We start from the raw sequence: 21,417 nt of genomic DNA on the forward strand, positions 1-21,417 counted from the left end.
TTCTGGCCGTCGGGGGTCACCGGGGGAGTTCCGCGTGGATCCGGGTCGGCCCGCCGGTCGGGCTGGCCACCTCGAGCGTCCCACCGGCGGCCCGGACCCGGTCGGCGATGCCGCTCAGCCCGTGCCCCTTGGCCAGGTGGGCGCCGCCGATCCCGTCGTCGGCCACGGTGATCTCCAGCCGGCCGACCTTCCGGGTCACCTCGACCCGGCAGGCGTCCGCCCCGCTGTGCTTCGCGACGTTGGTGAGCGCCTCGGCCACCACGAAGTAGGCGGTGCTCTCCAGCGCCGGGTCGAGCCGCCCGTCGGCGGTGCCCAGCTCGTCGTCGACGATCAGCTCGGTGGGGACCAGGGCGCGAGCGGCGAGCGCGGCCAGCGCGCTGGGCAGGCCCCGGTCGACCAGGATCGGCGGGGCGATGCCCCGGGACAGGGCGCGCAGCTCGTCGAGGGTGTCCCGGGTCTGGGTGACCGCCTCGTCGAGGGTCCGCCGGGCGGCCTCCGGGTCGGCGGCGAGCTGCTGGCGGGCCCGGCTGAGGTCCATGGCGAGGCGGACGAGGCGCTGCTGCGGGCCGTCGTGGATGTCCCGCTCCAGCCGGCGCAGGGCGGACGCCTCGGCGGACGCGGCGGCCCGCTTCTGCTCCTCCAGCGTGGTGATCCGCTGCCGCATCTCGGCGACCCCGGTCAGCAGCGAGTAGGCCAGGGCGGCCTGGATCCGGGCGCAGGCCCGGGCCACCAGGGGCAGGGTGAGCAGGGCGAACAGCCCGATGGCGGTGTTCAGGGCGATCCGCGCCCCGGCCCCGTCGCCCATCCCGAGGAGCTGGCTCAGGTCCTGGTCGCCGGGACCCCTCGGGATGGCCCAGTCGTACGCGCCGTAGAGCGTGCCGGTGATCGCCAGCGCCCACCAGACCAGCACCACCACGAAGGTGGGCAGGGTCACCAGCAGTCGGATGAGGGCGTGCAGCAGGTCGAGCCAGGACTGCGGGTCGCGCATCGGGGTGAGGACCCGCCGCCAGAAGCCCGCGCCCCGCTCGGGCGCCAGGTAGACCGGGCGGACCCGGGGCTGGCGCAGCACGGCCGGCAGGCGCAGCCGCTCCAGGTCGGCCAGCCCCCGGGCCACGTACAGCGTGCCGGCGAGGACCGGCAGGCCGAGCGTGGTCACCAGCAGCCCGGCGGTGAGCGCGATCCCCGCCACGGCGAGCACGAAGCCGACCAGCGCCAGCGGGAGGCTGAAGAGCACGTAGCCGGAGTCGCGCGCGAGTTGGCGGAGGAGGCCCCGGACGGGTGTGGTGGGGGTGGGCGCGGTGGCCAGCGGTACGGCGGTCATGCTCCGAGGCTATGGGCCCGGGACGGCCCGACCCATCCCGTGCGCGGGCCTCTCCGGGGTGGGGTTCTCCCTACCTCCGCCGCCGCCGGCGCGATCTCCGGACGTGAGACGCGCCTCTCCCCGACGGTGACACAGCGCTACCGGGCGCGTGCGATTGGTCAGAGAAGTCGGGATTGAGCAATAATCGCCACGCGGTGCCGAGGGAGCTCGGTCTATCGATCTTGTGGGAATGGAGTGGCAGGTGGAGGCGCGTCGCGAGCTAGCAAGATCGCGATTTGTGCACCTCTTCACAAGCGCCTACTCTGTAGTTCCGACGCGCCCTGCTAGCACAGCCAGCAACATCGGTCGCAAGCGGGAGTCCCGGAACGACCTGCCACCGTCGCTGGTCGAGGATCGCACCGCACGGAGTCTCATGAGTCAGCACCGTCACCCAGGCGCGCCCGGCCGCGCCGGTGCCGTACCGGCGCTCCCGGACCTCCCGGAGGCGACCGTCGCGCGGCTCCCGGAATACCTCCGCGCGCTGCACGCGCTCGCCGACACCGGCCACGAGACGGTTTCCAGCGAGGGGCTGGCCAACGCGGCCGGGGTCAACTCGGCGAAGCTCCGCAAGGACCTCTCCCACCTCGGCTCGTACGGCACCCGGGGCGTCGGCTACGACGTCACGCTGCTGATCGACCAGATCGAGTCGGTGCTCGGGCTCACCCAGTGCCGCTCGGTCGCGCTGGTCGGCGTGGGTAACCTCGGTCACGCCCTGGCCGGCTACGACGGCTTCGCCAGCCGCGGCTTCCGGATCGCCGCGCTCTTCGACGCCGACCCTTCCCGGGTCGGTGAGGAGATCAACGGGCTGGTCGTCCGGCACGTCGACGAGCTGGCCCGGGTCGCCGTCGAGGAGTCGATCTCGATCGGCGTGATCGCCACCCCCGCGCCGGCCGCGCAGGCGGTCGCCGATCAGCTCGTCGCGGTCGGCGTGACGAGCATCCTCAACTTCGCACCCTGCGTACTCTCGGTTCCGGAAGGGGTCGACGTGCGCAAGGTCGACCTCGCCATCGAGCTGCAGATCCTGTCCTTCCACGAACACCGCAAGGCGTCGCTGACCGCACTTCCCGGCGGGCTCGCGGCCACCGACACCCAGGAGGCGATCGGCACGTGAAACTGCTCGTCGTCGGCGCGTCCTACCGCACCGCACCGGTCGCCACGCTGGAGCAGCTGGCGGTCCCCCCCGCGGACCTCACCCGCACCCTGGACCGCCTCGTCGCCCAGCCGTACGTCGCCGAGGCCGTGCTCGTCTCCACCTGCAACCGCGTCGAGGTGTACGCGGCCGTCACCGGCTTCCACGGCGGCCTCGGCGACATCTGCGCGGTGCTGGCCGAGCAGGCCGGCGCGCCGCCGGCGGCGCTCGCCGCCCACCTCTACGTGCACTACGACGCCGCCGCCGTGGACCACGTGTTCCGGGTGGCCAGCGGGCTGGACTCGATGGTGGTCGGCGAGGCGCAGATCCTCGGCCAGCTCCGCGACGCCTACCACTCGGCCACCGGCGCCGACTCCGCCGGCCGGCTCCTGCACGAGCTCATGCAGCAGGCGCTGCGCGTGGGCAAGCGCGCGCACGCCGAGACCAACATCGACCGGGCCGGGCAGAGCGTGGTCACCGCCGCCCTCGACCTGGCGGCCGGCCTGCTCGACGGCGACCTGACCGGCCGGCCCGCCATGGTGGTCGGCGCCGGGGCGATGGGCTCGCTGAGCGTGGCCACCCTCTCCCGGCTGGGCGCCGGCCCGCTCACCGTCACCAACCGCGGCGCCGCGCGGGCCGTCCGGCTCGCCGAGTCCTACGGCGCGACCGCCGTGCCGATGGCCGAGCTGGTCGACGCGCTCACCACGGTGGACATCGTGGTGGCCGCCACCGCGGCCACCGAGCCGGTCCTCACCCGCGACGTGGTGACCCGGGCGCTGGCCCGCCGGGACGCCGCCCGCGGCCCGCTGGTCCTGCTCGACCTGGCCGTCCCGCGCGACGTCGAGGAGGGCGTCGCCGCGCTGCCCGGCGTCGAGGTGATCGACATCGACCGGATGGCGGGGATCCTCGCCGACGGTCCGGCCGCCGCCGACGCCGCCGAGGTGGCCCGGATCGTGGCCGGCGAGGTCGAGGGGTTCCTGAGCTGGCTGCGCGGCGCCGACGTCGCACCCACCGTGGCGGCCCTGCGCGGGCGCGCCGACGACGTGGTCACCGCCGAGCTGCGCCGGCTGGCCCAGCGCCGCCCCGACCTCACCGACGACCAGCGCGCCGAGGTCGCCCGCACCGTGCACCGGGTGGTGCAGCGGCTGCTGCACCAGCCCACCGTCCGGGTCCGCCAGCTCGCGGCCGAGCCCGGCGGCGACCAGTACGCCGCCCTGCTGCGCGAGCTGTTCGACCTCCAGGTGCCGCAGACCTCCCCGGTCGACACCGTTCCCGACGTGGTGGAGGCGGAGATCGTCATGCCGGCCGACACCACCCCGCCCACCGGAGGTGCGCGATGACCGCCCCCCTGCGCCTCGGCACCCGGGGCAGCGCCCTGGCCATGGCCCAGTCCGGCCACGTCGCCGAGGCGCTCACCGCGGCCACCGGCCGCCCGGTCGAGCTGGTCGAGGTGGTGACCGCCGGCGACCGCTCCACGGCCCCGGTGCACCGGCTCGGTGTCGGCGTCTTCGTCTCCGCGCTGCGGGACGCGCTGACCGCCCGGGAGATCGACTTCGCCGTCCACTCGTACAAGGACCTGCCCACCGCGGGAGCGCCCGGCCTGCACATCGCCGCCGTGCCGCTCCGGCAGGACCCGCGGGACGCGCTGATCGCCCGGGACGGCCGCACCCTCGCCGAGCTGCCGCCCGGCGCGCGGGTCGGCACCGGCGCGCTGCGCCGCATCGCCCAGCTGCACGCCCTCGGCCTGCAACTGGAGGTCACCCCGATCCGGGGCAACATCGACACCCGGCTCGGCCGGGTGCTCGGCCCCGACGCCGACCTCGACGCCGTCGTGCTGGCCCGGGCGGGGCTCGCCCGCATCGGCCGGACCGACGCCATCACCGAGACCCTCGATCCGATGCTGATGCTGCCCGCGCCCGCGCAGGGCGCGCTGGCCGTGGAGTGCCGGATCGACGACCATGACCTGGTCGAGCTGCTCGGCGTGCTCGACCACGCACCGTCCCGCGCCGCGGTCGTCGCGGAGCGGGCACTGCTGGCCACCCTGGAGGCCGGGTGCAGCGCACCCGTCGCCGCCTACGGCGAACTCGCCGAGGGTGACGCCGGTGAGGAGATCTACCTGCGCGGGGCGGTGATCAGCCCGGACGGCACCCGTGACCTCCGGCTGTCCCGCACCGGAACGCCCGCCGACGCGGCGGAGATCGGCAAGGCACTCGCCGCCGAACTCCTCGAACTCGGCGCCGACTCGATCCTCGGCCAAGAAGGACACGCCGGCCCGGGGACCCAGCAATTTGGGAGCACAGAATGACCCGCACCCGTAAGCCCGTAGGCCGGATCGCGTTCGTCGGGGCCGGTCCCGGCGACCCGGGCCTGCTGACCCGCCGGGCGCTGGACGCCCTGGTCGACGCCGACCAGGTGGTGTACGACCGGGGAGTCCCCGAGTCGCTGCTCGAACACGTCCGCGCCCAGGCCAGGTCCGACGCCGAGTTCAGCCCCGCCGAGGGCGTGCCGGGGGACGTGGCGAAGGTGCTGATCTCCGCGGCCCGGTCCGGCCAGAACGCCGTGCACCTGGTCGCCGGTGACCCGTTCGGCCACGACTCGGTGGTCAAGGAGGTGCAGGCGGTGGCGCGTACCGCCGCGCACTTCGAGGTGGTGCCGGGCGTCGGCCAGGCCGAGGGCGTGGCCACCTACGCCGGCGTGCCGCTGCCCGGTGTGCGTACCGCCGCCGACGTCGAGGACGTCACCACGCTGGACTTCGACGCGCTGGCCGCCGCCGTGGGCCGGGGCTCCCTGGCCGTCGCCGTGGACGCCGGTGACCTGGCCGCCATCCGGGACGGCCTGCTGGCCGCCGGGGTGGACGGCGCCACCCCCGTCGCGGTGACCGGCGACGGCACCGGCGAGACGCAGTACACCACCACGTCGACCGTGGACTCCTTCGTGGCGGCGGCGCTCGGCTTCACCGGCCGGGTCGTGCTCACCGTCGGCGCGGGCGTCTCCGAGCGCGACAAGCTGAGCTGGTGGGAGAACCGGCCGCTGTACGGCTGGAAGGTGCTCGTCCCCCGCACCAAGGAGCAGGCCGGCGCCATGAGCGCGCGGCTGCGCGCGTACGGGGCCATCCCGTGCGAGGTGCCGACCATCGCGGTCGAGCCGCCGCGCACCCCGGCCCAGATGGAGCGGGCGGTCAAGGGCCTGGTCGACGGCCGGTACGCCTGGGTGATCTTCACTTCGGTGAACGCGGTCCGGGCGGTCTGGGAGAAGTTCGCCGAGCACGGCCTGGACGCCCGCCACTTCGGCGGCGTCAAGATCGCCTGCATCGGCGAGGCCACCGCCGAGGCGGTCCGCGCCTTCGGTATCCAGCCGGAGCTGATCCCCTCGGGGGAGCAGTCCTCCGAGGGCCTGCTGGCCGAGTTCTCGCCGCACGACGAGATCCTCGACCCGGTCGGCCGGGTGCTGCTGCCGCGCGCCGACATCGCCACCGAGACCCTGGCCGCCGGGCTCACCGAGCGGGGCTGGGAGGTCGACGACGTGACCGCGTACCGGACCGTCCGGGCCGCGCCGCCGCCCGCCGAGATCCGCGACGCGATCAAGTCGGGCGGGTTCGACGCGGTGCTCTTCACCTCGTCCTCGACCGTCCGGAACCTGGTCGGCATCGCCGGGAAGCCGCACGCGCGTACGGTTGTTGCGGTTATCGGGCCCAAGACGGCGGAGACCGCCACGGAGTTCGGCCTGCGGGTCGACGTGCAGCCGCCGCACGCCTCGGTGCCCGACCTGGTGGAGGCGCTCGCCGCCTACGCCGTCGAGCTGCGCGAGAAGCTCGCCGCCATGCCGGCGAAGCAGCGCCGCGGCTCGAAGGTGCAGGGCCCGACCGCCCTGAGGTTCCGCTGACAGGAGGCCCCCCATGTCGTACCCCGAGATCCGGCCCCGCCGGCTGCGCCGCACCGCGGCCATGCGGCGGCTGGTCTCCGAGACCCGCGTCGACCCGGCCGAACTGGTCGTGCCGATGTTCGTCAAGGAGGGGCTGACCGAGCCGCGGGCCGTGGCGTCGCTCCCGGGGGTGCTCCAGCACTCCCGGGACTCGCTGCGCAAGGCCGCCGTCGAGGCGGTCCAGGCCGGGGTCGGCGGGATCATGCTCTTCGGGGTGCCGGCGACGCGGGACGAGACCGGGTCGGGCGGCATCGACCCGGACGGCATCCTCAACGTGGCGATCCGGGACGTGATCGCCGAGGTCGGCGACGCCACCGTGGTGATGAGCGACCTCTGCCTGGACGAGTTCACCTCGCACGGGCACTGCGGCGTGCTCACCCCAGACGGTGACGTGGACAACGACGCCACCCTGGCGGCCTACGCCCGGATGGCGGTCGCCCAGGCCGACGCCGGGGTCCACGTGGTCGGGCCGTCCGGGATGATGGACGGCCAGGTCGGCGTGGTCCGCCGGGCCCTGGACGCCGCCGGGCACCAGGACGTCTCGGTGCTCGCGTACGCCGTCAAGTACGCCTCCGCCTTCTTCGGCCCGTTCCGGGACGCGGTCGAGTCGGCCCTGGAGGGCGACCGGCGCACCTACCAGCAGGACCCGGCGAACCTGCGGGAGTCGCTGCGCGAGGTCGAGCTGGACGTGGCCGAGGGCGCCGACATGGTGATGGTCAAGCCCGCCCTGCCCTACCTCGACGTGGTGGCGGCGGTCCGGGCCGCGGTCGACGTCCCGGTCGCCGCCTACCAGGTCTCCGGCGAGTACGCGATGGTCGAGGCGGCTGCCGCGAACGGCTGGATCGACCGCGAGCGGACGATCATGGAGACGCTCACCTCGATCCGCCGGGCCGGCGCGCAGATCATCCTCACCTACTGGGCGGTCGAGGCGGCCCAACTGCTCCGCCAGCGCTACTGAACGCTGACCGTCACCGCCCGGGCCAGCTCCCCGACGGAGTAGACCTTCCGGGGCGGGTCCGGTAGCTGCGCCCACACCACACGGACGGTGGTGTCGTCGACCCAGGCGACACCCCACGTCCCGCCGCCCGTCATGCCCGCGACGGCGTCCGCCGTCCCGATGAGCTGATCGGCCCGTCGTTGCCCGGTCGCGGTGTCGAGGATCGCCACCCGGTACTCCAGCGTCCGCCGGGCGACCGGACGGCGGTAGGGGACCGCCACGAGGGTGCCATCCGGGGAGAGCCGCGTCGACGGGGCGCAGTCGCCGTCCACGGTGGGACGGGACAGCCCGGTTCCGCCGGCCAGCCGGCGGATCTCCAGCTGGCAACGGGTCATGTCAGGCAGGCCGGTCGCTGACACCACCAGGCCCGCTGCCACGTCGGCCCCTCGGAAGGGCAGCTCGCCGTCGACCTCCGCGCCTACGTGGATGAGGATCTTCTCCTTCCCGGTGGCCAGCTCGTGGGCCACCAGCCCCTTCCCGTCGCGCACCAGGTAGGCGTACCGGGCGTCCGCCCCGACGAGGGTGAGAGCCTGCCCCTTGACCCGGACCTCCCGACTCACCCGCACCCGGTCGTCCGGCCCGAGCACCAGAAGCCGGATCGAGAGACCGGCCACGTCCGGACCGTCCCGCCGCCGCACGCCGGGCGTGAGGTCGGTGAGCTTGAGGCCCACCAGCCGCCCGTCAGACAGGGGCACGGTCTGCTCCCAGCCGGCCGGGACCCGGTGCCGGATCACCGCGCCGTCGGCGGTCAGCTCGTCCGCGGTGCCGGCGAGCAGGCCGATCTCCGGGCCGTTCCGGGCCGGCCGGACGGTGCCGCCCTCCCCGGAGAGGATCAGCCGCTGCGCCGGCCCGTCGGTGGGTGCGGGCGCGGCCGGGCCGGTGTCGGCCGGTCGGACCGACGGCGCGGACACCGGCGGGGCCGCGTGGTCGTCGTGGGCCAGCAGCGGCACGGCGCCCCCGGTGAGGGCGACCAGCACCACCAGCACCGCCGCGCCGGTCACGCTCCGGCGGCGACGCCGGGCGCGGGCTCGCCGGCGAATGGTCGCCAGGTCCGCCGGGTGCGGTCCGGTGGCGCGAGCGGCGCTATGGACCAGCTCGGCAAGGTCCTCGGGTACGGCGTCCACGGTCACTCCTCCTCGGCCAGCGCGGCCCGCAGCTCGGCCAGCCCCCGGGAGAGGCGGCTGCGGACGGTGCCCTCGGCCAGGTCCAGCACGGCGGCGGTCTCGGCGGTGGAGAGATCCAGCAGCACCCGGCAGACGATCACGGTGCGCCGGTTCATGGGCAGCAGTTCCAGGGCCGACCGGGCGGCCAGTCCGGCGGGGTCCGGGGCGGCCGTCGCCGGATGCCGGTCCTCGGCCGGTGGCCGTTCCCGGCGTACCTTCCGCCACCAGGAGGTGGCCCAGTTCAGCCCCACTCGGAAGACCCAGCCACCCGGGTTGTCCAGCCGGCGCACCCGGTCCCACCGGGCGTACGCCCGGGCCATCGCCTCGTCGGTCGCCTCCCGGGCCACCGCGGTGTCCCCCACGGCCAGCGCGAGCGCGCGGTGGATCCGGTCCACGTGGTCCCGATAGAACTGCTCAAACGGCAGGTGCGAGGACGTGTCGCGGGAGCGCGGCAACACGTCCGGCGGACCGGCCGGCGCCGAGAGGTGGCTTCCCATGTCCGGTACACGTTCCGGGGGCGGATTTCGTTCCCGGAACGAGGCGGGGATGGAACGACCGGTGCGCGCATGCGAGCCCGTCGGTTCGGCCCCGGGCGGGACAGGCGGCCGCGCGGTCACTCTGCGTGCCGTAGGTCCGCGCCCCCGGCCCTCACCCGCGGCCGCTTTGCTCTGCAGCCAACGGCGCAGCGGCAACCCTCCGTGTCCGCTGCCTATCTGGCTGCAGAGCAAAGCGGGGTGGTGAGGGTGGGGCCACCACGGGGAACGTGCCCCCTTTGTCCGCATTGCGGCGGTGCAGCAGCCTGAGTTCCTCGGAGCGGAACGAGGGTGACTCGCGTTGCGTCACGCTCTGCTTTCCTCACGCTCAGTCGTGCTCTCCGGCCCAGGGCAGGGCTGTGGACGGATTCGCCGACGTGACGCGGCCTGTCCACAGGCACCTTGGTTGTCCACAGCCGGACCGGTCGGGGTTGCCGCGTTCCGGGCAGGGGAAGAGTGTGGCCGCATGAGCGCCCCGGCCACCCCTGACGAGCCGCCGGTCATGACCGGTGAACCTGTCGAGCCGCCCACGATGCTCACCGACCCCTTCGACATCCCGTGGCCCGCCCCGGGCATCGTTCGAGCGATCCGCCGCCGGGCCGACGTCAGCCAGCGGGAACTCGGACGCGTTGCCCGGGTCCATCCGTCGACGATCGGGCGAATCGAGGCCGGCACGCTGACCCCGAGCATCGCCATGTTGCGTCGGATCATCGGCGTGGCCGGGTTCCGTCTCGCCGTGGTCGACGAGTTCGGCCGGGTGCTTGCGCCGATGCGGGACCGCGACGACCTGCGGGACGGCGCCGACCGTCGATATCCGTCCCACCTGGATGTGATCGCCGACCCGGAGCCGGGGGAGTGGTGGGCCGACCTTTACGGGCTGGCCCGCCCGCCGGAGACCTTCTACCGGGACCGGGCATACCGCGACGCCCTCCGTCGGCGCAGTCAGTGGGAAGTGCGCGTGGCCAAGTACCGGGGTGTACCGCCGCCGCGCGACCCGCAGCGATGCGGATATCGCAACGGCCCGCCGCCCGGCTGGTGACCCGGGCGACGGGCCGCTTCGCGGTACGACCGTCAGTCGTCGTTGCGGATGGTGCCGATGCCGGTCACGTCGGCGAGCCGGAGGCCCGGCACGCCCGCCACGTACAGCTTGAGCTGCTCGTCCGCCTCGCGCTTCCGGTCACCGCGGACGGTCACCGGGAAGGTCAGCGACGTCTGGCCGGCGGCCAGGGTCTTGCAGCCCACGTACGGGTCGTAGTCCGACCCGGCCTGCGCCGTGGTGCCGTAGGTGGTGGCGCAGATCACGGCCGGCGCGGAGAGCGGGCGGGAGACGGTCACCGTGAACGTCATGGTGCTGTCGCCCTTGTCGCCCTCGGCCACCGTCGCGTCGGAGACCCGCAGCGCCGCGCGGGAGCGGAACCGGGCCACCTGCGGGTCGTGGTCGCTGGCACCCCGGTCGCCCAGGCCCTCGGCGTCGGTGGGGTAGTCGGCGTTGATGTGGGCCGTCCGGACCTGGACCAGGTCCTCGTGCAGCGGGCCGTTGACGAAGAGGTTGTCCAGCGTCTGGGCCTGCCCGTCGAAGGTGTACGAGTACGCCGCCGCCGGCACGTCCGCCACCAGGTCGTCCCAGAGGTTGTGCAGGCCGGCCTGGTACAGCGGGGCGAGCTGGTCCGACGGCGTCGGGTTCGCCCCCGTGGCGATCGGGTCGTCCGGGCGCGGGAAGACGTTCAGGTCGCCGCCGTAGATCACCCGCGCGTTCGGGTCGGCCGCCTCGACGGCCTGCACCAGAGCCGCGCCGTACGCGGCCTGCTCCCGCCGCTGCCCGACCCGGCTGTCCGGGCCGGACGAGAAGTGGTTGGTGGCCGCCCAGAGCGTGAAGTGCTCCGCCGAGCCGGGCGCCGCCGCCACGGTGAACCTGGCCAGCTGGACGGCCCGGGTGTAGACGTTGCTGCCGTCCACCCCGGTCGAGCGGTCGACGTCGGCCGGCAGCACGGCGTTGAACCCCTTCGGGTTCTGCACGTCGGCGTTCGACGGCAGGGCCGCCGAGCGGTACTGCACGGTCGGCGCCGAGCCCAGCAGCGGGTCGGTGGCGCTCGCCTGGGCGAGCGTCAGCCGGTCGGTGCGGTAGAGGAACGCCGAGGCGATGCCCCGGGCGTCCGCGCCCGTCCGGTCGTACGCCGCCGCGTAGGCGGGGCCGCCGTTGGCCGCGATGGCCAGCGCCAGCTCCTGGACGGTGTCCGGCGCGCCGTCGGCGTTGTTCGTGTCGCCGCAGGCCAGCTTGCCGTCGGTCACCGCGCAGATGTCCTGGTCCTCGGCCTCCTGCACGAGCAGCAGGTCCGGGCTGTGCAGGGCACCGATGATCTGCCGCGCCTGCACACCCAGCTTCTCGGTGTAGGCCGCCTCGCTGGCCGGCACGTAGTCGAACGGCGGGCTGACCCCGGGGCAGCCCGAGTTGCCGGTGAAGTCACAGCCATCGAACGGGTCGTCCCGGTAGTCGTACAGGTTCTCCACGTTGTAGGTGGCGACCGCGACCTCGCCGCCCCGGTCGGCCGGTTGCGGCGGGTTGTTCTCCGCCGGGTCCGCGCCGCCGGTCAGCGTGAGCTGCTCGGGCTGCACGCTGTACTTGCTGAACGCGTACGAGATGGCGCCGTAGGCGTCCTCGGTCAGCGTGTCGTAGGTGCGCGCCTCGGGCAGCAGCGCGGTCGAGTCCCCGGCGGTCGCCTTCACGCCGCCGGCGCCCAGCAGGATCCGCTGGTTGTTGCCGTTGTCGAACAGCGTGCCCGGGATGTCGTCGAGCGGGTGCGCGTCCCGGAACACCCGGCGGGCGTAGGGGTCGGACCGCTTCATGATCGGGTCCTCGCGGTCCAGCACGTAGATCTCCGAGTCCAGGCTGGACGCGAAGATGTGCCGCGGGGCGGAGACCCCGCTGCCGGACCGGACCCGCATCCGCTCGCCCTCGTGCCGCTCCCAGAACAGGCCGGCGGCGGCCGCGTCGGCCGGCGGCCGGGCGTCGTCCACCCGGACGGCGGTGTCCACGTCCAGGCCGGAGTCGAGCTTGCGCACCAATGAGGCGCTGGAGAGCTGGGTCTGGTTGAAGTACTCGGAGACCCGGCCCCGCAGCACCACCTCGTCGCCGACCGTCGGGGCGTAGCCGCCGATCAGCGTCGTGAACGAGCCCATGAAGACGAAGATGCCGTCCGAGGTGAGCGCGTCGCCGTCCTCGGTGCCGGTGCGGCTCTGCAGGTAGAAGCCCCACTGGTCGGCCCCGGCGGAGGTGCGGGTCAGCGACTTCTGGGTGATGACGCCGCGGACGTCGTACAGCAGGGAGCTGGTGCCGTTGCCGCTGGCCGGGGCGAGCGGCGACCGGTCGGTGCGGCCGTCCTCGTCGTCACCCGTGCGGCCCTGCACCTCGCCGATTGACAGCACGGCGGTGGCCTGCACGGTCAGCGTGCAGGTCGCGGTGCCGCCCTCGGCGTCCGTCGAGGTCACGGTGACCGAGTAGGCGCCGGCCGGCAGGCCGGTGGCGGTCAGCGTGGCGGTGGCCGTGCCGCCGGCCGCGGTGGCCGGCGTGAACGCGGTACGGCTGATCGAGCCGCTCGCCGGCGCCGGGTCGACCGCGGTGACCGCGAGGTCGGTGACGGTGTCGTCGGCGTCGGTGGCGGTGACCTGGCGGGTCGCCGTGGCACCCGCCTCCACGGTCAGCGTGCCGCCGCAGGTCAGCGTCGGCGCCTGGTCGACCGGGCCGCCGTCGTCGATGCGGTGGCTGCCCAACCCGTCGAAGGTGTCGGTGGCGAAGCCCTCCCACTGCACGGCCGGGTCGAACGCGTTCGACGGGTCGGTGTCGCCGGCGCTCACCGAGGGGAGCCGGCGCAGCGTGTTGTCGGCGGTGCTGGTGAGCCCGGTGCCCCACTCGCTGCCCGGGTCGACGCCGACCTGGCCGACCGAGTCGACCACCGCCGTGCCCCTGCGCAGCACGATCGCGTCGTCGCCGTTGTAGAGCGAGCCGCCGTAGGTCTGGTCGGCCTGGGCGAGGATCGCCGGCGCGGCCGCCGAGGCGGCGAAGACGAAGACGTCACCGGCGGCGACCGTGCCGGTCAGCGGCACATTGGTCGACGTGGTGGCGCCGTTGAAGAAGAGCTGGAGCTGGTAGCCGGCGGCGGCCAGGTCAATCGGCGCGCCGGTGCCGTTGTAGAGCTCGACGGCCTTGTTGTTGGACGAGCCCTCGACGTACTCGGAGATGAACAGGTCGGTGGGCGCGGCGCTGGCCGCGGGGGGTGCGATCCCGATGGCCGTGACGGAGACGGCGGCGGTGGTCGCGAGCGCGGCTAAGGTGCGGCGCGGGCGCATGGAGCCTCCACGATGGGTGGACAGGAACTAACGCACGTTAAGGGCCGTTCCGGTCCGCCGTCCATCCCCCGGGCAGCCGTTTGATGAATATCCGTCAGCGCTGGCTGTCGAGCCGGTGCACCAGCTCGGCCACGTCCACGCTGTATTCGCACCAGTCCCGGTCGGGCCGGTAGCCCAGCTCCGCGTTGACCTTCAGCATCGCCTCGTTGGCCTGCGCGTTCCAGGTCTGCACCTCGGCCAGCTCCGGCTCGGCCGACCGCAGCTCCAGCAGCATCCGGGCTTTGATGGCGCGGTCGATGCCGTAGCCCCGGTGGTCGCGGACCACGATGGTGTCGTACTGGTCGGCGCGGGTGGGGTGCTGCGCCGGCACCACCACCTCGGTGAGCCCGGCCACCTCGCCGGTCTGCTCGTGCAGGGCCAGCACGATGTACGGCTTCATGCCCCGCCGGTGCAGCGTGTCGAGGCTGTCCCGCAGCCGCTGCGGGTCGTAGGAGCTGGGCCGCAGCTCGCCGTCGTCCACGTCGCGCACCTCGGCCTTGGCCCGCGCGTACGCCTCGATGAGGTCGTCCGGCGGCCCACCCGGGCAGAACTCGACGTGGTAGCCGGCGCCCACCTCGGTGGCCATCTCGGCCAGCACCGGCCACTCGACGGCGCCCAGGTCGAGCACGCTGCGGGTCTCGACGTATTCCCTGGTGAAGCCGAGTGCCTCGTAGAACGCCACGGCCGGGGTGTCGCCGACCACCTCCACGCCGATCGACTGGAAGCCCTCGTCCCAGACCCGGCGGGCGGCCACCCGCACCAGCTCGCGGCCGAGCCCGCTACGCCGCAGCGCCGGGTGCACCAGCACCTCCAGCACGCCGATGCCGCCGAGCAGCAGCACGTGCACGTGGCCCAGGATTGCCCCCGGCGTGCCGTCGGGCGCCGGATCGGCCTGGTAGACCCAGGAGATCCGTCGCTCACCGGGCATCACCTCGGAGAGGTATTCCCGCATGGAACTCTCCCGCCAGGGCGGATCCAGCGGCAGGTCGGCCGCCAGGACCGCGTTCAGCGTGTCCAGGAGCGACGCGATCTCAGCGGACGACGCGGTCCGAGGGTCCCACTCGCGCACCATCACCCGTCTAGCTTGCCGTCAACAGCAGCCCGGGGGAAGGGTCCAGTCCGCGAATGTATGCAACCGGTCACGTCACGTACCGCTCAGCCGTCCGTACTCGTCGGCCTTGTTGAAGACGTCCTGGGCGTAGCGGCGCACATCGTTGTAGGAGAGGATCGCGCCCCACCAGTCGCCCGGAATGGTCATGTTCCGGCCGCCCTTGCAGAGGTAACGGCCGGCGGCCAGGGCCGCGTCGTCGATGTCGTGCGGGTTCTTGACGTCGTCGTTGTCGGCGTCCGCGCCGATCTCCTGCCAGGTGCTCGGGATGAACTGCATGGGGCCGAGCGCCTTGTCGTAGACCGGGTCGTGGTCGAGCTGCCCCTGGTCGGTGTCGAGGATCCGGGAGCGGCCGCCCTGCCCGTCGAGCGGGGCGCCGACGATCTCCGGCGCGGCGACGCCGTCGGGCCGGAGGGTGGCCTTGTTGGCCGAGCCGTGGCGGGACTCGACATAGCCGATCGCGGCCAGCGTGGTCCAGCTCAGCTGGCAGCTGCGGTTGGTCTGGGCGAGCACCAGCTCGGCGTAGCCGTACGCCTGCATGGCGACCGGCGGGATGCCGGTGGTGGCGCTGACCTGCTGCGCCCAGGCGGCCAGCGCGTCGGCCGGGCGGCCGGGGGTGGGAGCCACCGGCCCTGTCGGTGTGCCACCGGGGACGGCCGTGCCGGTCGGGCCGACGGTGCCCGGCAGCCCGGTCGCGCCGGGGCCCACCGGCGCACCGGGCACCACACCGGCCTGGGGTACGCCCTGGACCGGGGCGTTCCTGGTGGCGTCGACGGCCACCGGCTGCGGCTTGCGGACTGCCGCGGGCACCAGCACCGCGCCGGCCGTGGCGGTGGCCGCGACCAGGGCGAGCAGGAAGAGGCCGGGCAGGGTCGTGCGCCCGCTGGGACGGCGCGACCAGGCGCGGGTGGCCCGGGCCGCGCCGACGGCGAGCTGCCGGGGCGGTGGCATCCGGACCGCGTGCGCGAACGGCACCCGCCGCCGCCGGCCGGCCGCCGTCTTGTCCGCCGAGGCGGCCTCCCCACCGGCCGATGTCGCGTCCGGCTCGGCCGACTCCGTCTTCGGCTCGACCGGCGTCGCCTTCGGGTCAACCAGCTCCGTCTTCGGCGCCGGCGGCTCGGTCTTCGGCTCGGCCGGCTGTGTCTTTGGCTCGGCTTCTGGGCCGCCGGCCCGGGCGGGTGTCGTGTCGCGGCGAGGGCGGGGGACCGGGCCGGCGCCGCCGTCGGGCGGCGCGGCCGGTCGCAGGGGCCGAACCGTCGATCGCTGCTCGCCGTCCGCCACCCGTCGAGTATCACCCATGACTGCCGGGGCGTCAGGTCCGCCGTACCCTGATGGCATGCCCCGCTACGAGTTCCGCTGCCGCGCCTGCGGCGACACCTTCGAGGTCAACCGCCCGATGGCCGACGCCGGTCAGCCGGCCTCCTGCCCGCAGGGACACGCCGACACGGTGAAGCTGCTCTCCGCCGTCGCGGTCACCGGCCGGGGTGGATCCGGTCCGGTCGGCGGGGCGTCCGCCCCGGCCGGCGGTGGCTGCTGCGGCGGCGCCTGCGGCTGCTGACCGGCCGCCCATCCTCGGCCCGCCGGTCGACCCGGCTTGCCGCCCGTGTGATCCTTTGGCACCTTGGGTCGGATTCTGCCCGGCCGTTCTCACGATGCGTGATCGCGTGACCATAGGGCAGCATGAAGCCGACGTCACGGGGCGGAGGTTCCACGCATGTCGCCACGGATCCACCTCCCGAGCGGCTGGGTGACCTTCGTCTTCACCGACATCGAGGGCTCCACGCGACTGGCCCAGCTGCTCGGTCCGGGCTACCGCCCGGTTCTGCGGGAACACCGCCGGTTGCTGCGCCACACGCTGGCCGGCACCGACGGGGCTGAGCTGCTGACCGAGGGCGACTCGTTCTTCCTCGCCTTCCCGGACGCGGGCGCGGCGGTGCACGCCTGCCTCACCGCGCAACGCGCGCTGGCCGACCACGAGTGGCCCACTCCGGAGGCCGCGCCCCGGGTCCGGATGGGGCTGCACACCGGTTACGCCGAACCCCGCGACGGCGAGTACGCCAGCCCCGAGGTGCACCGGGCCGCCCGGGTGGCCGCCGCCGCACACGGTGGACAGGTGCTCTGCTCGGCGGCGACCGCCCGGCTCGCCGACCCGCTGCCCGACGGCGCGTCCCTGTTGGACCTCGGGCTGCACCGGCTGCGCGGCTTCGACGACCGGGAACGGCTGTTCCAGCTCGTCGCGCCCGGCCTGGAGCGGAGCTTCCCGCGGCCGCGTACCGCCGACGCGGTGGCGCACAACCTGCCCACCCAGGTCACCTCGTTCGTGGGCCGGCAGGCCGAGCGGGCCGAGCTGCGGCGGTTGGTCGAGACGTACCGGCTGGTGACCGTGCTGGGGGCGGGCGGGGCGGGGAAGACCCGGCTGGCCGTGGAGCTGGCCTCCGGGGTGGTCGAGGCCTACCCGGACGGGGTGTGGTTCGTCGACGTCGCCGCGGTGACCGACCCGGGGCTGGTGGCGTTCGAGATCGCCGCCGTGCTCGGGCTCCGCCCGGAGCCCGGCCGCCCCATGGTGGACACCCTGGTCGAGTACGCGGCGGCCCGGCGGATGCTGGTCGTGCTGGACACCTGCGACGCCCAGCCGGCCGCCTCGGCCGAGGTGATCTCCCGGCTGCTGGCGGGTGGGCGGGGCGTGCGGGTGCTGGCGACCAGCCGCGAGTCGTTCGGCGTACCCGGTGAGGCGGTGTGGCGGATCCCGCCGCTGTCGGTGGACCCGGGCCCGGACGGCGGGGCGAGCGACGCCGTGGCCCTGCTGCTGGACCGGACGGCGGCGGCCCGGGGCGGCCGGCCGCCGGAGCCCGCCGAGCAGGCCGACCTGCGTCGGGTGGTCCGCCGGCTGGACGGACTGCCGCTCGCCATCGAACTGGCCGCCGCGCGGCTGCGGGTGCTGTCGGCCGGGCAGCTCGCCGAGCGCCTCGACGACATGCTGGGCACGCTGGACGCCGGTCGGGAGGAGCTGGACCTGCCCGTGCTGGAGGCCGGCTGGACCGGCAACCAGCAGGACACCGTCGACCTGGTGGCCGCGGCGACCGGTGCCGCGCCGGCCACCCCGGCCAGCCGCGCGGTGCAGCGCTCGGCGAACGAGCGGCACCTGACCATGCAGGCCACGGTCACCTGGTCGTACCGGACGTTGGGGGCGCGCTCGGCCCGGCTGCTGCGGTGGATGGCCGTCTTCGCCGGCCCGGTGGACCTGCCGACCGTGCAGTGGCTGCTCGACGACGACCCGCTGGACCCGCTGTCGGTGCTCGTGGACAAGTCGATGGTGCTGGCCGAGCCGCGCGCCTCGGGAAGCACCTACCGGATGCTGGACCCGATCCGGGCGTACGCGGCCCGGCGGCTGATCGAGGCCGGCGAGGAGCAGACCGCCCGGGAGCGGCACGTCGCCTGGTCGCGGCACGCCCTGGAGCGCGCCCACCTGGGCCCGGACGGCCGCCCGGTCACCCTCTCCCTGTACGCGCTCGACCCGCTCGCCGGTGAGCTGCGGGCCGCGCTGCGCTGGTGCGCCACCGGCGGCAGCGCCCGGTCCGGGCTGCGGCTGGCCGGCGGGCTGGACCAGTGGTGGCGGGAGCGGGGGCTGGCCCGGGAGGGGCGGCTCTGGCTGTTCCGGCTGTACGGCCGGATCGCCGAGACCGGGGAGTCGATCCCGGAGGCGGAGCTGGCGGCGGCGTACCACATGCACTCGTTGCACGCCGGGGCGGACGGCGAGTTCGCCGAGGAGCTGCGCTACTCGCAGCGGGCCGAGGCGGCCGCCCGGCAGGCCGGCGACCTGGGTCTGCTCGCCCGGGTGCTGGCGGGCCGGGCCGCGCCGCTGGTCGACATGGGCCAGTTCGTCGAGGCGGAACGGGTCTGCCGGGAGGTCATCGACTGGGCGTACGCCCAGGAGGTGGTCTCCGACGCGCTGCTCGCCGTCTACAACCTCGCCGAGCTGTTGTGGCGCCGGGGCGCGCTGGACGAGGCGGCCGAGGTGCTCGGCGCGGCCCGCCCGGTGGAGGCCGCCCGCCCGGTCGAGCGGGGCCGCCGGTCGGTGGACATGCTGCTCGGCCTGGTCGCGCTGGCCCGGGGTGACCTGGTCGCCGCGCACGAGCATCTGCTGGTGGCGCTCCGCTCCCGGATGAGCCACGGCTACCTGGGCCGGGCCTGCGACACCGTGAACGCGATCGCGGTGCGCTGCGCGTTGGGCGGCGAGGCGGTGACGGCGGCCCGGCTGTTCGGCGCGGCCCAGGCCACCCGGGCTAGCCTGCGCGCCACCCCGGGGATCTACGGTCCCTACTGGCTGGCCCGGCAGGCGGACCTGCGGCGCTCCCTCGGTGACGCCGCGTTCGACGCCGCCTGGGCCAGCGGCGCCGCCCTCCGCCTGGAGGAGGCTGCCGCCCTGGCCCTCGACCTGGAACACCCCGACCTGACCACCCCGCACAGCCCTCGCTTCACGACCCCCGCGCCGCGGCGCTCCACGGCGAGCTGACCAGGAGGTCCGCGTCGCGGTCGGGCTCCGCGGCGACGCGAACCTCCTGATCGACGGGGCGGGTCAGTGCCGGGCGGCCGCGCGTTCGGCGTCGGCCTTCATCCGCGCGGCACGGTCCAGGTCGGACTGTTGGACGGCGGCGACCGAGCCGAAGACGCTCACCGCCTGGTAGTAGGTCCAGGCCAGGCTGTAGCAGGCCGGCCGCACCACGGTGTTGTAGGTGGCGCAGACCCGCTTCAGGTCCGCGTAGAAGGCGCTGTCGAGCCGGGACTTGTTGGCCGGGAAGATGCCCATGGCCTTGTGGTTGCGGTAGCCGAAGTCGTGCCGGTAGCAGGAGAGGCTGAAGTTGAAGCCGAGCGGGTTGTCCGGGCTGGACGAGCAGTAGTCGGTCGACCAGTCGAAGGCGTACTCGGTCCAGGGGGCCCGGTTCACCCGGGCGGAGTTCCAGGCGGTGTAGCTGCTGGCGCTGGTCTGGGTCCAGCTGGAGAGCACGGCGAGCTTCTGCTCGCGGCTCACCGCGGCGGCGGCGGGGGTGGCCACGCCGATGGCGGTGAGCAGGGCGATCGTGCCGGCGGCGAGCAGGGTGGTGAGACGTCGGGACACGGTTACCTCCCCGGGGATGTGGGGCCTTATGTCGACGATTGTCGATCAATGGCGGAGCGGCGGGCGATGCCTCGGGCGACGTGTTGGTGACATGCGTCGAAACAGACGAATGCCTTGCGGCCGGGTTCGCCGGCCGTATACTCGTCTACGAGTAATCGGTCACGAGGAGGCGGCGGTGCCGAAGCGACGCCCGGTCGGGAACCTGCTGGCCCTCGCCGTGCTCGCGGCGCTGGTCGAGCGGCCCCGTCACCCCTACGAGATCGCCGCCGTGCTGCGCGCCCGCGGCAAGGACCAGGACATGCCGATCAAGTGGGGCTCGCTCTACACGGTGGTGGCGAACCTGGAGCGGCACGGCCTGCTCGCGGCGGTGGAGAGCGGCCGGCAGGGGCGGCGCCCCGAGCGCACCGTCTACCGGATCACCGACGCGGGGCGCGCGGAGCTCGTCGACTGGACCCGGGAGCTGGTCGCCGTCCCGGAGCGGGAACAGCCCCGGTTCGAGGCCGGCCTGTCGGTGCTGGGTGTCCTCGGGCCCGACGAGGCCCTGGAACTGCTGCGGCAGCGCCTCGACCGGCTGGAGGGCCAGCTCGCCGCGCAGCGGGCGGCGCTGGCCGGGCACGCCCGCGAGGTGCCCCGGATCTTCCTCATCGAGGCCGAGTACGACCTGGCCGTCCGGGAGGCCGAGGCGACCTGGGTGCGCGACCTGCTCGACGAGCTGACCACCGGCGCGCTGCCGGGGCTGGCCGAGTGGCGGGCCTGGCACGAGACCGGCGCGGTGCCGCCCGAGTGGGCGGACCTGGCGGACCGGGGGACCGAGCCCCACGGAGACCTGGCGGAGAGGGGGGCCGAGCCGCACTGAGAGCGGGCCCCGACGGGGGTGCGGTAACACCGCCGCCGGGGCCCTGACCTGCGAACCGAGACCGCGGGAACGGCAACCCGGCCGCAAGGTGGCAACCGCAACGATAACCGGGCTCCCGTCCCCGGGTCGGTTCGTGCCCGCACGACCCGAGACCGGAGGAAGAGATGAGCACGAAGGACCTGCGCGCGCCCAAGCGCAAGCTGCTGCCCGAGATGGAGGGGCGGACGGCCCGCTGGTACGCGCGCAACCGCGGCTCCGCCGCGCAACTGGCCGAGTACCGGCGGCAGGCCGCCCGGTTGGCCGAGGGGCTGCCCGCCGGGGCGGCGGTGCTGGAGGTGGCGCCCGGCCCCGGCTACCTGGCGATCGAGCTGGCCCGGCTGGGGGCCTACCGGATCACCGGGCTGGACGTCAGCCACACGTTCGTGGAGCTGGCCGGGGAGTCGGCCCGGCGGGCCGGGGTCGAGGTGACCTTCCGCCAGGGCGACGTGCACGAGCTGCCGTTCCCGGCGGGCTCGTTCGACCTGGTGGTCTGCCAGGCCGCGTTCAAGAATTTCGTCCGCCCGGTGCGGGCGCTGGACGAGCTGCACCGGGTGCTCCGGCCGGGCGGCCGGGCGGTGATCCACGATCTGCGCGCCGACGCCTCGGCCGCGGACATCGAGCGGGAGGTGGCCCGGATGGGGCTGCGTGGGCTGGACGCCTTCTGGACCCGCTCGGCGCTGCGGATGCTGCGCCGGCGGGCGGTCACCGCCGACGCCTTCGCCCGGCTCGCCGCGGAGAGCGCCTTCGGCGGCGCCGAGGTCGACCGGGACGGGCTGATCGGGCTGGAGGTGCGGCTCCACCGGACCGCCTGA

Annotated in this window: 17 protein-coding genes; 10 read left to right on the forward strand and 7 right to left on the reverse strand. The window is 74.5% G+C overall.

Annotated elements, in window-relative coordinates:
- Window positions 1–16 precede the first annotated feature (16 nt).
- A complete protein-coding gene (locus RMN56_RS14630; RefSeq protein ID WP_313724312.1) occupies window positions 17–1,321 on the reverse strand; it encodes a sensor histidine kinase in 1,305 nt (434 codons plus the stop codon).
- A gap of 412 nt (window positions 1,322–1,733) precedes the next feature.
- Between RMN56_RS14630 and RMN56_RS14635 the strand changes: the two genes are divergently transcribed.
- From RMN56_RS14635 to hemB, 5 genes are read left to right on the forward strand one after another with little or no spacing between them, the layout of a single operon-like run.
- A complete protein-coding gene (locus tag RMN56_RS14635) occupies window positions 1,734–2,471 on the forward strand; it encodes a redox-sensing transcriptional repressor Rex (protein ID WP_262282935.1) in 738 nt (245 codons plus the stop codon).
- Complete coding sequence (locus RMN56_RS14640; RefSeq protein ID WP_313724313.1) at window positions 2,468–3,829, forward strand: glutamyl-tRNA reductase; 1,362 nt, start codon at window positions 2,468–2,470, stop codon at window positions 3,827–3,829. Before RMN56_RS14635 ends, RMN56_RS14640 begins: the two co-directional genes overlap by 4 nt.
- The gene (hemC, locus tag RMN56_RS14645; protein ID WP_313724314.1) at window positions 3,826–4,794 is read left to right on the forward strand and encodes a hydroxymethylbilane synthase; all 969 of its coding nucleotides are present in this window, start codon (window positions 3,826–3,828) and stop codon (window positions 4,792–4,794) included. Before RMN56_RS14640 ends, hemC begins: the two co-directional genes overlap by 4 nt.
- The gene (locus RMN56_RS14650; protein ID WP_262282938.1) at window positions 4,791–6,371 is read left to right on the forward strand and encodes a bifunctional uroporphyrinogen-III C-methyltransferase/uroporphyrinogen-III synthase; all 1,581 of its coding nucleotides are present in this window, start codon (window positions 4,791–4,793) and stop codon (window positions 6,369–6,371) included. The genes hemC and RMN56_RS14650 overlap by 4 nt, the downstream gene beginning before the upstream one ends.
- 13 nt (window positions 6,372–6,384) lie before the next feature.
- Window positions 6,385–7,368 (forward strand): porphobilinogen synthase, encoded by a 984-nt coding sequence (hemB, locus tag RMN56_RS14655; RefSeq protein ID WP_313724315.1) that lies wholly within the window; start codon window positions 6,385–6,387, stop codon window positions 7,366–7,368.
- Here the strand turns inward: hemB and RMN56_RS14660 are convergent.
- Window positions 7,362–8,531, reverse strand: a complete 1,170-nt coding sequence (locus RMN56_RS14660; RefSeq protein WP_313724316.1) for a hypothetical protein — start codon at window positions 8,529–8,531, stop codon at window positions 7,362–7,364. The two genes, hemB and RMN56_RS14660, sit on opposite strands and share 7 nt — an antisense overlap.
- 2 nt (window positions 8,532–8,533) lie before the next feature.
- Window positions 8,534–9,067: a sigma factor-like helix-turn-helix DNA-binding protein gene (locus RMN56_RS14665; protein ID WP_313724317.1), complete on the reverse strand. Its 534-nt coding sequence runs from the start codon at window positions 9,065–9,067 to the stop codon at window positions 8,534–8,536.
- A gap of 538 nt (window positions 9,068–9,605) precedes the next feature.
- On the opposite strand from RMN56_RS14665, the gene RMN56_RS14670 reads away from it, so the two are divergent.
- Window positions 9,606–10,142, forward strand: a complete 537-nt coding sequence (locus tag RMN56_RS14670) for a helix-turn-helix transcriptional regulator (protein ID WP_313724318.1) — start codon at window positions 9,606–9,608, stop codon at window positions 10,140–10,142.
- A 32-nt stretch (window positions 10,143–10,174) separates the two neighbouring features.
- On the opposite strand, the gene RMN56_RS14675 is transcribed toward RMN56_RS14670, so the two are convergent.
- The 3 genes from RMN56_RS14675 to RMN56_RS14685 all read right to left on the reverse strand — a co-directional run bounded on the left by RMN56_RS14675 (window position 10,175) and on the right by RMN56_RS14685 (window position 15,875).
- Window positions 10,175–13,447, reverse strand: coding sequence for a lamin tail domain-containing protein (locus RMN56_RS14675; RefSeq protein WP_313724319.1), 3,273 nt, complete (start codon window positions 13,445–13,447; stop codon window positions 10,175–10,177).
- Window positions 13,448–13,541: 94 nt separating this feature from the next.
- Window positions 13,542–14,558: a GNAT family N-acetyltransferase gene (locus RMN56_RS14680; RefSeq protein WP_313724745.1), complete on the reverse strand. Its 1,017-nt coding sequence runs from the start codon at window positions 14,556–14,558 to the stop codon at window positions 13,542–13,544.
- A gap of 72 nt (window positions 14,559–14,630) precedes the next feature.
- Window positions 14,631–15,875 carry a lysozyme family protein gene (locus RMN56_RS14685; RefSeq protein ID WP_313724320.1) on the reverse strand — a complete coding sequence of 415 codons (1,245 nt, stop codon included), beginning with the start codon at window positions 15,873–15,875 and terminating at the stop codon, window positions 14,631–14,633.
- A 55-nt stretch (window positions 15,876–15,930) separates the two neighbouring features.
- Here RMN56_RS14685 and RMN56_RS14690 point away from each other — a divergent pair, with 55 nt between their 5' ends.
- Complete coding sequence (locus tag RMN56_RS14690; protein WP_151464564.1) at window positions 15,931–16,152, forward strand: FmdB family zinc ribbon protein; 222 nt, start codon at window positions 15,931–15,933, stop codon at window positions 16,150–16,152.
- A gap of 156 nt (window positions 16,153–16,308) precedes the next feature.
- The gene (locus RMN56_RS14695; protein ID WP_313724321.1) at window positions 16,309–19,107 is read left to right on the forward strand and encodes an ATP-binding protein; all 2,799 of its coding nucleotides are present in this window, start codon (window positions 16,309–16,311) and stop codon (window positions 19,105–19,107) included.
- Between the two features lie 63 nt (window positions 19,108–19,170).
- Here the strand turns inward: RMN56_RS14695 and RMN56_RS14700 are convergent, their stop codons facing one another.
- On the reverse strand, window positions 19,171–19,710 hold the full coding sequence (locus tag RMN56_RS14700) for a phospholipase (RefSeq protein ID WP_313724322.1): 540 nt from the start codon (window positions 19,708–19,710) through the stop codon (window positions 19,171–19,173).
- Window positions 19,711–19,885: 175 nt separating this feature from the next.
- On the opposite strand from RMN56_RS14700, the gene RMN56_RS14705 reads away from it, so the two are divergent.
- Together RMN56_RS14705 and RMN56_RS14710 are read left to right on the forward strand one after the other, a co-directional pair.
- The gene (locus tag RMN56_RS14705) at window positions 19,886–20,566 is read left to right on the forward strand and encodes a PadR family transcriptional regulator (protein WP_313724323.1); all 681 of its coding nucleotides are present in this window, start codon (window positions 19,886–19,888) and stop codon (window positions 20,564–20,566) included.
- Between the two features lie 164 nt (window positions 20,567–20,730).
- Window positions 20,731–21,417, forward strand: coding sequence for a class I SAM-dependent methyltransferase (locus RMN56_RS14710; RefSeq protein ID WP_313724324.1), 687 nt, complete (start codon window positions 20,731–20,733; stop codon window positions 21,415–21,417).

It is taken from the genome of Micromonospora halotolerans, from assembly GCF_032108445.1.
In the GTDB taxonomy this organism is placed as follows: Bacteria; Actinomycetota; Actinomycetes; order Mycobacteriales; family Micromonosporaceae; genus Micromonospora; species Micromonospora halotolerans.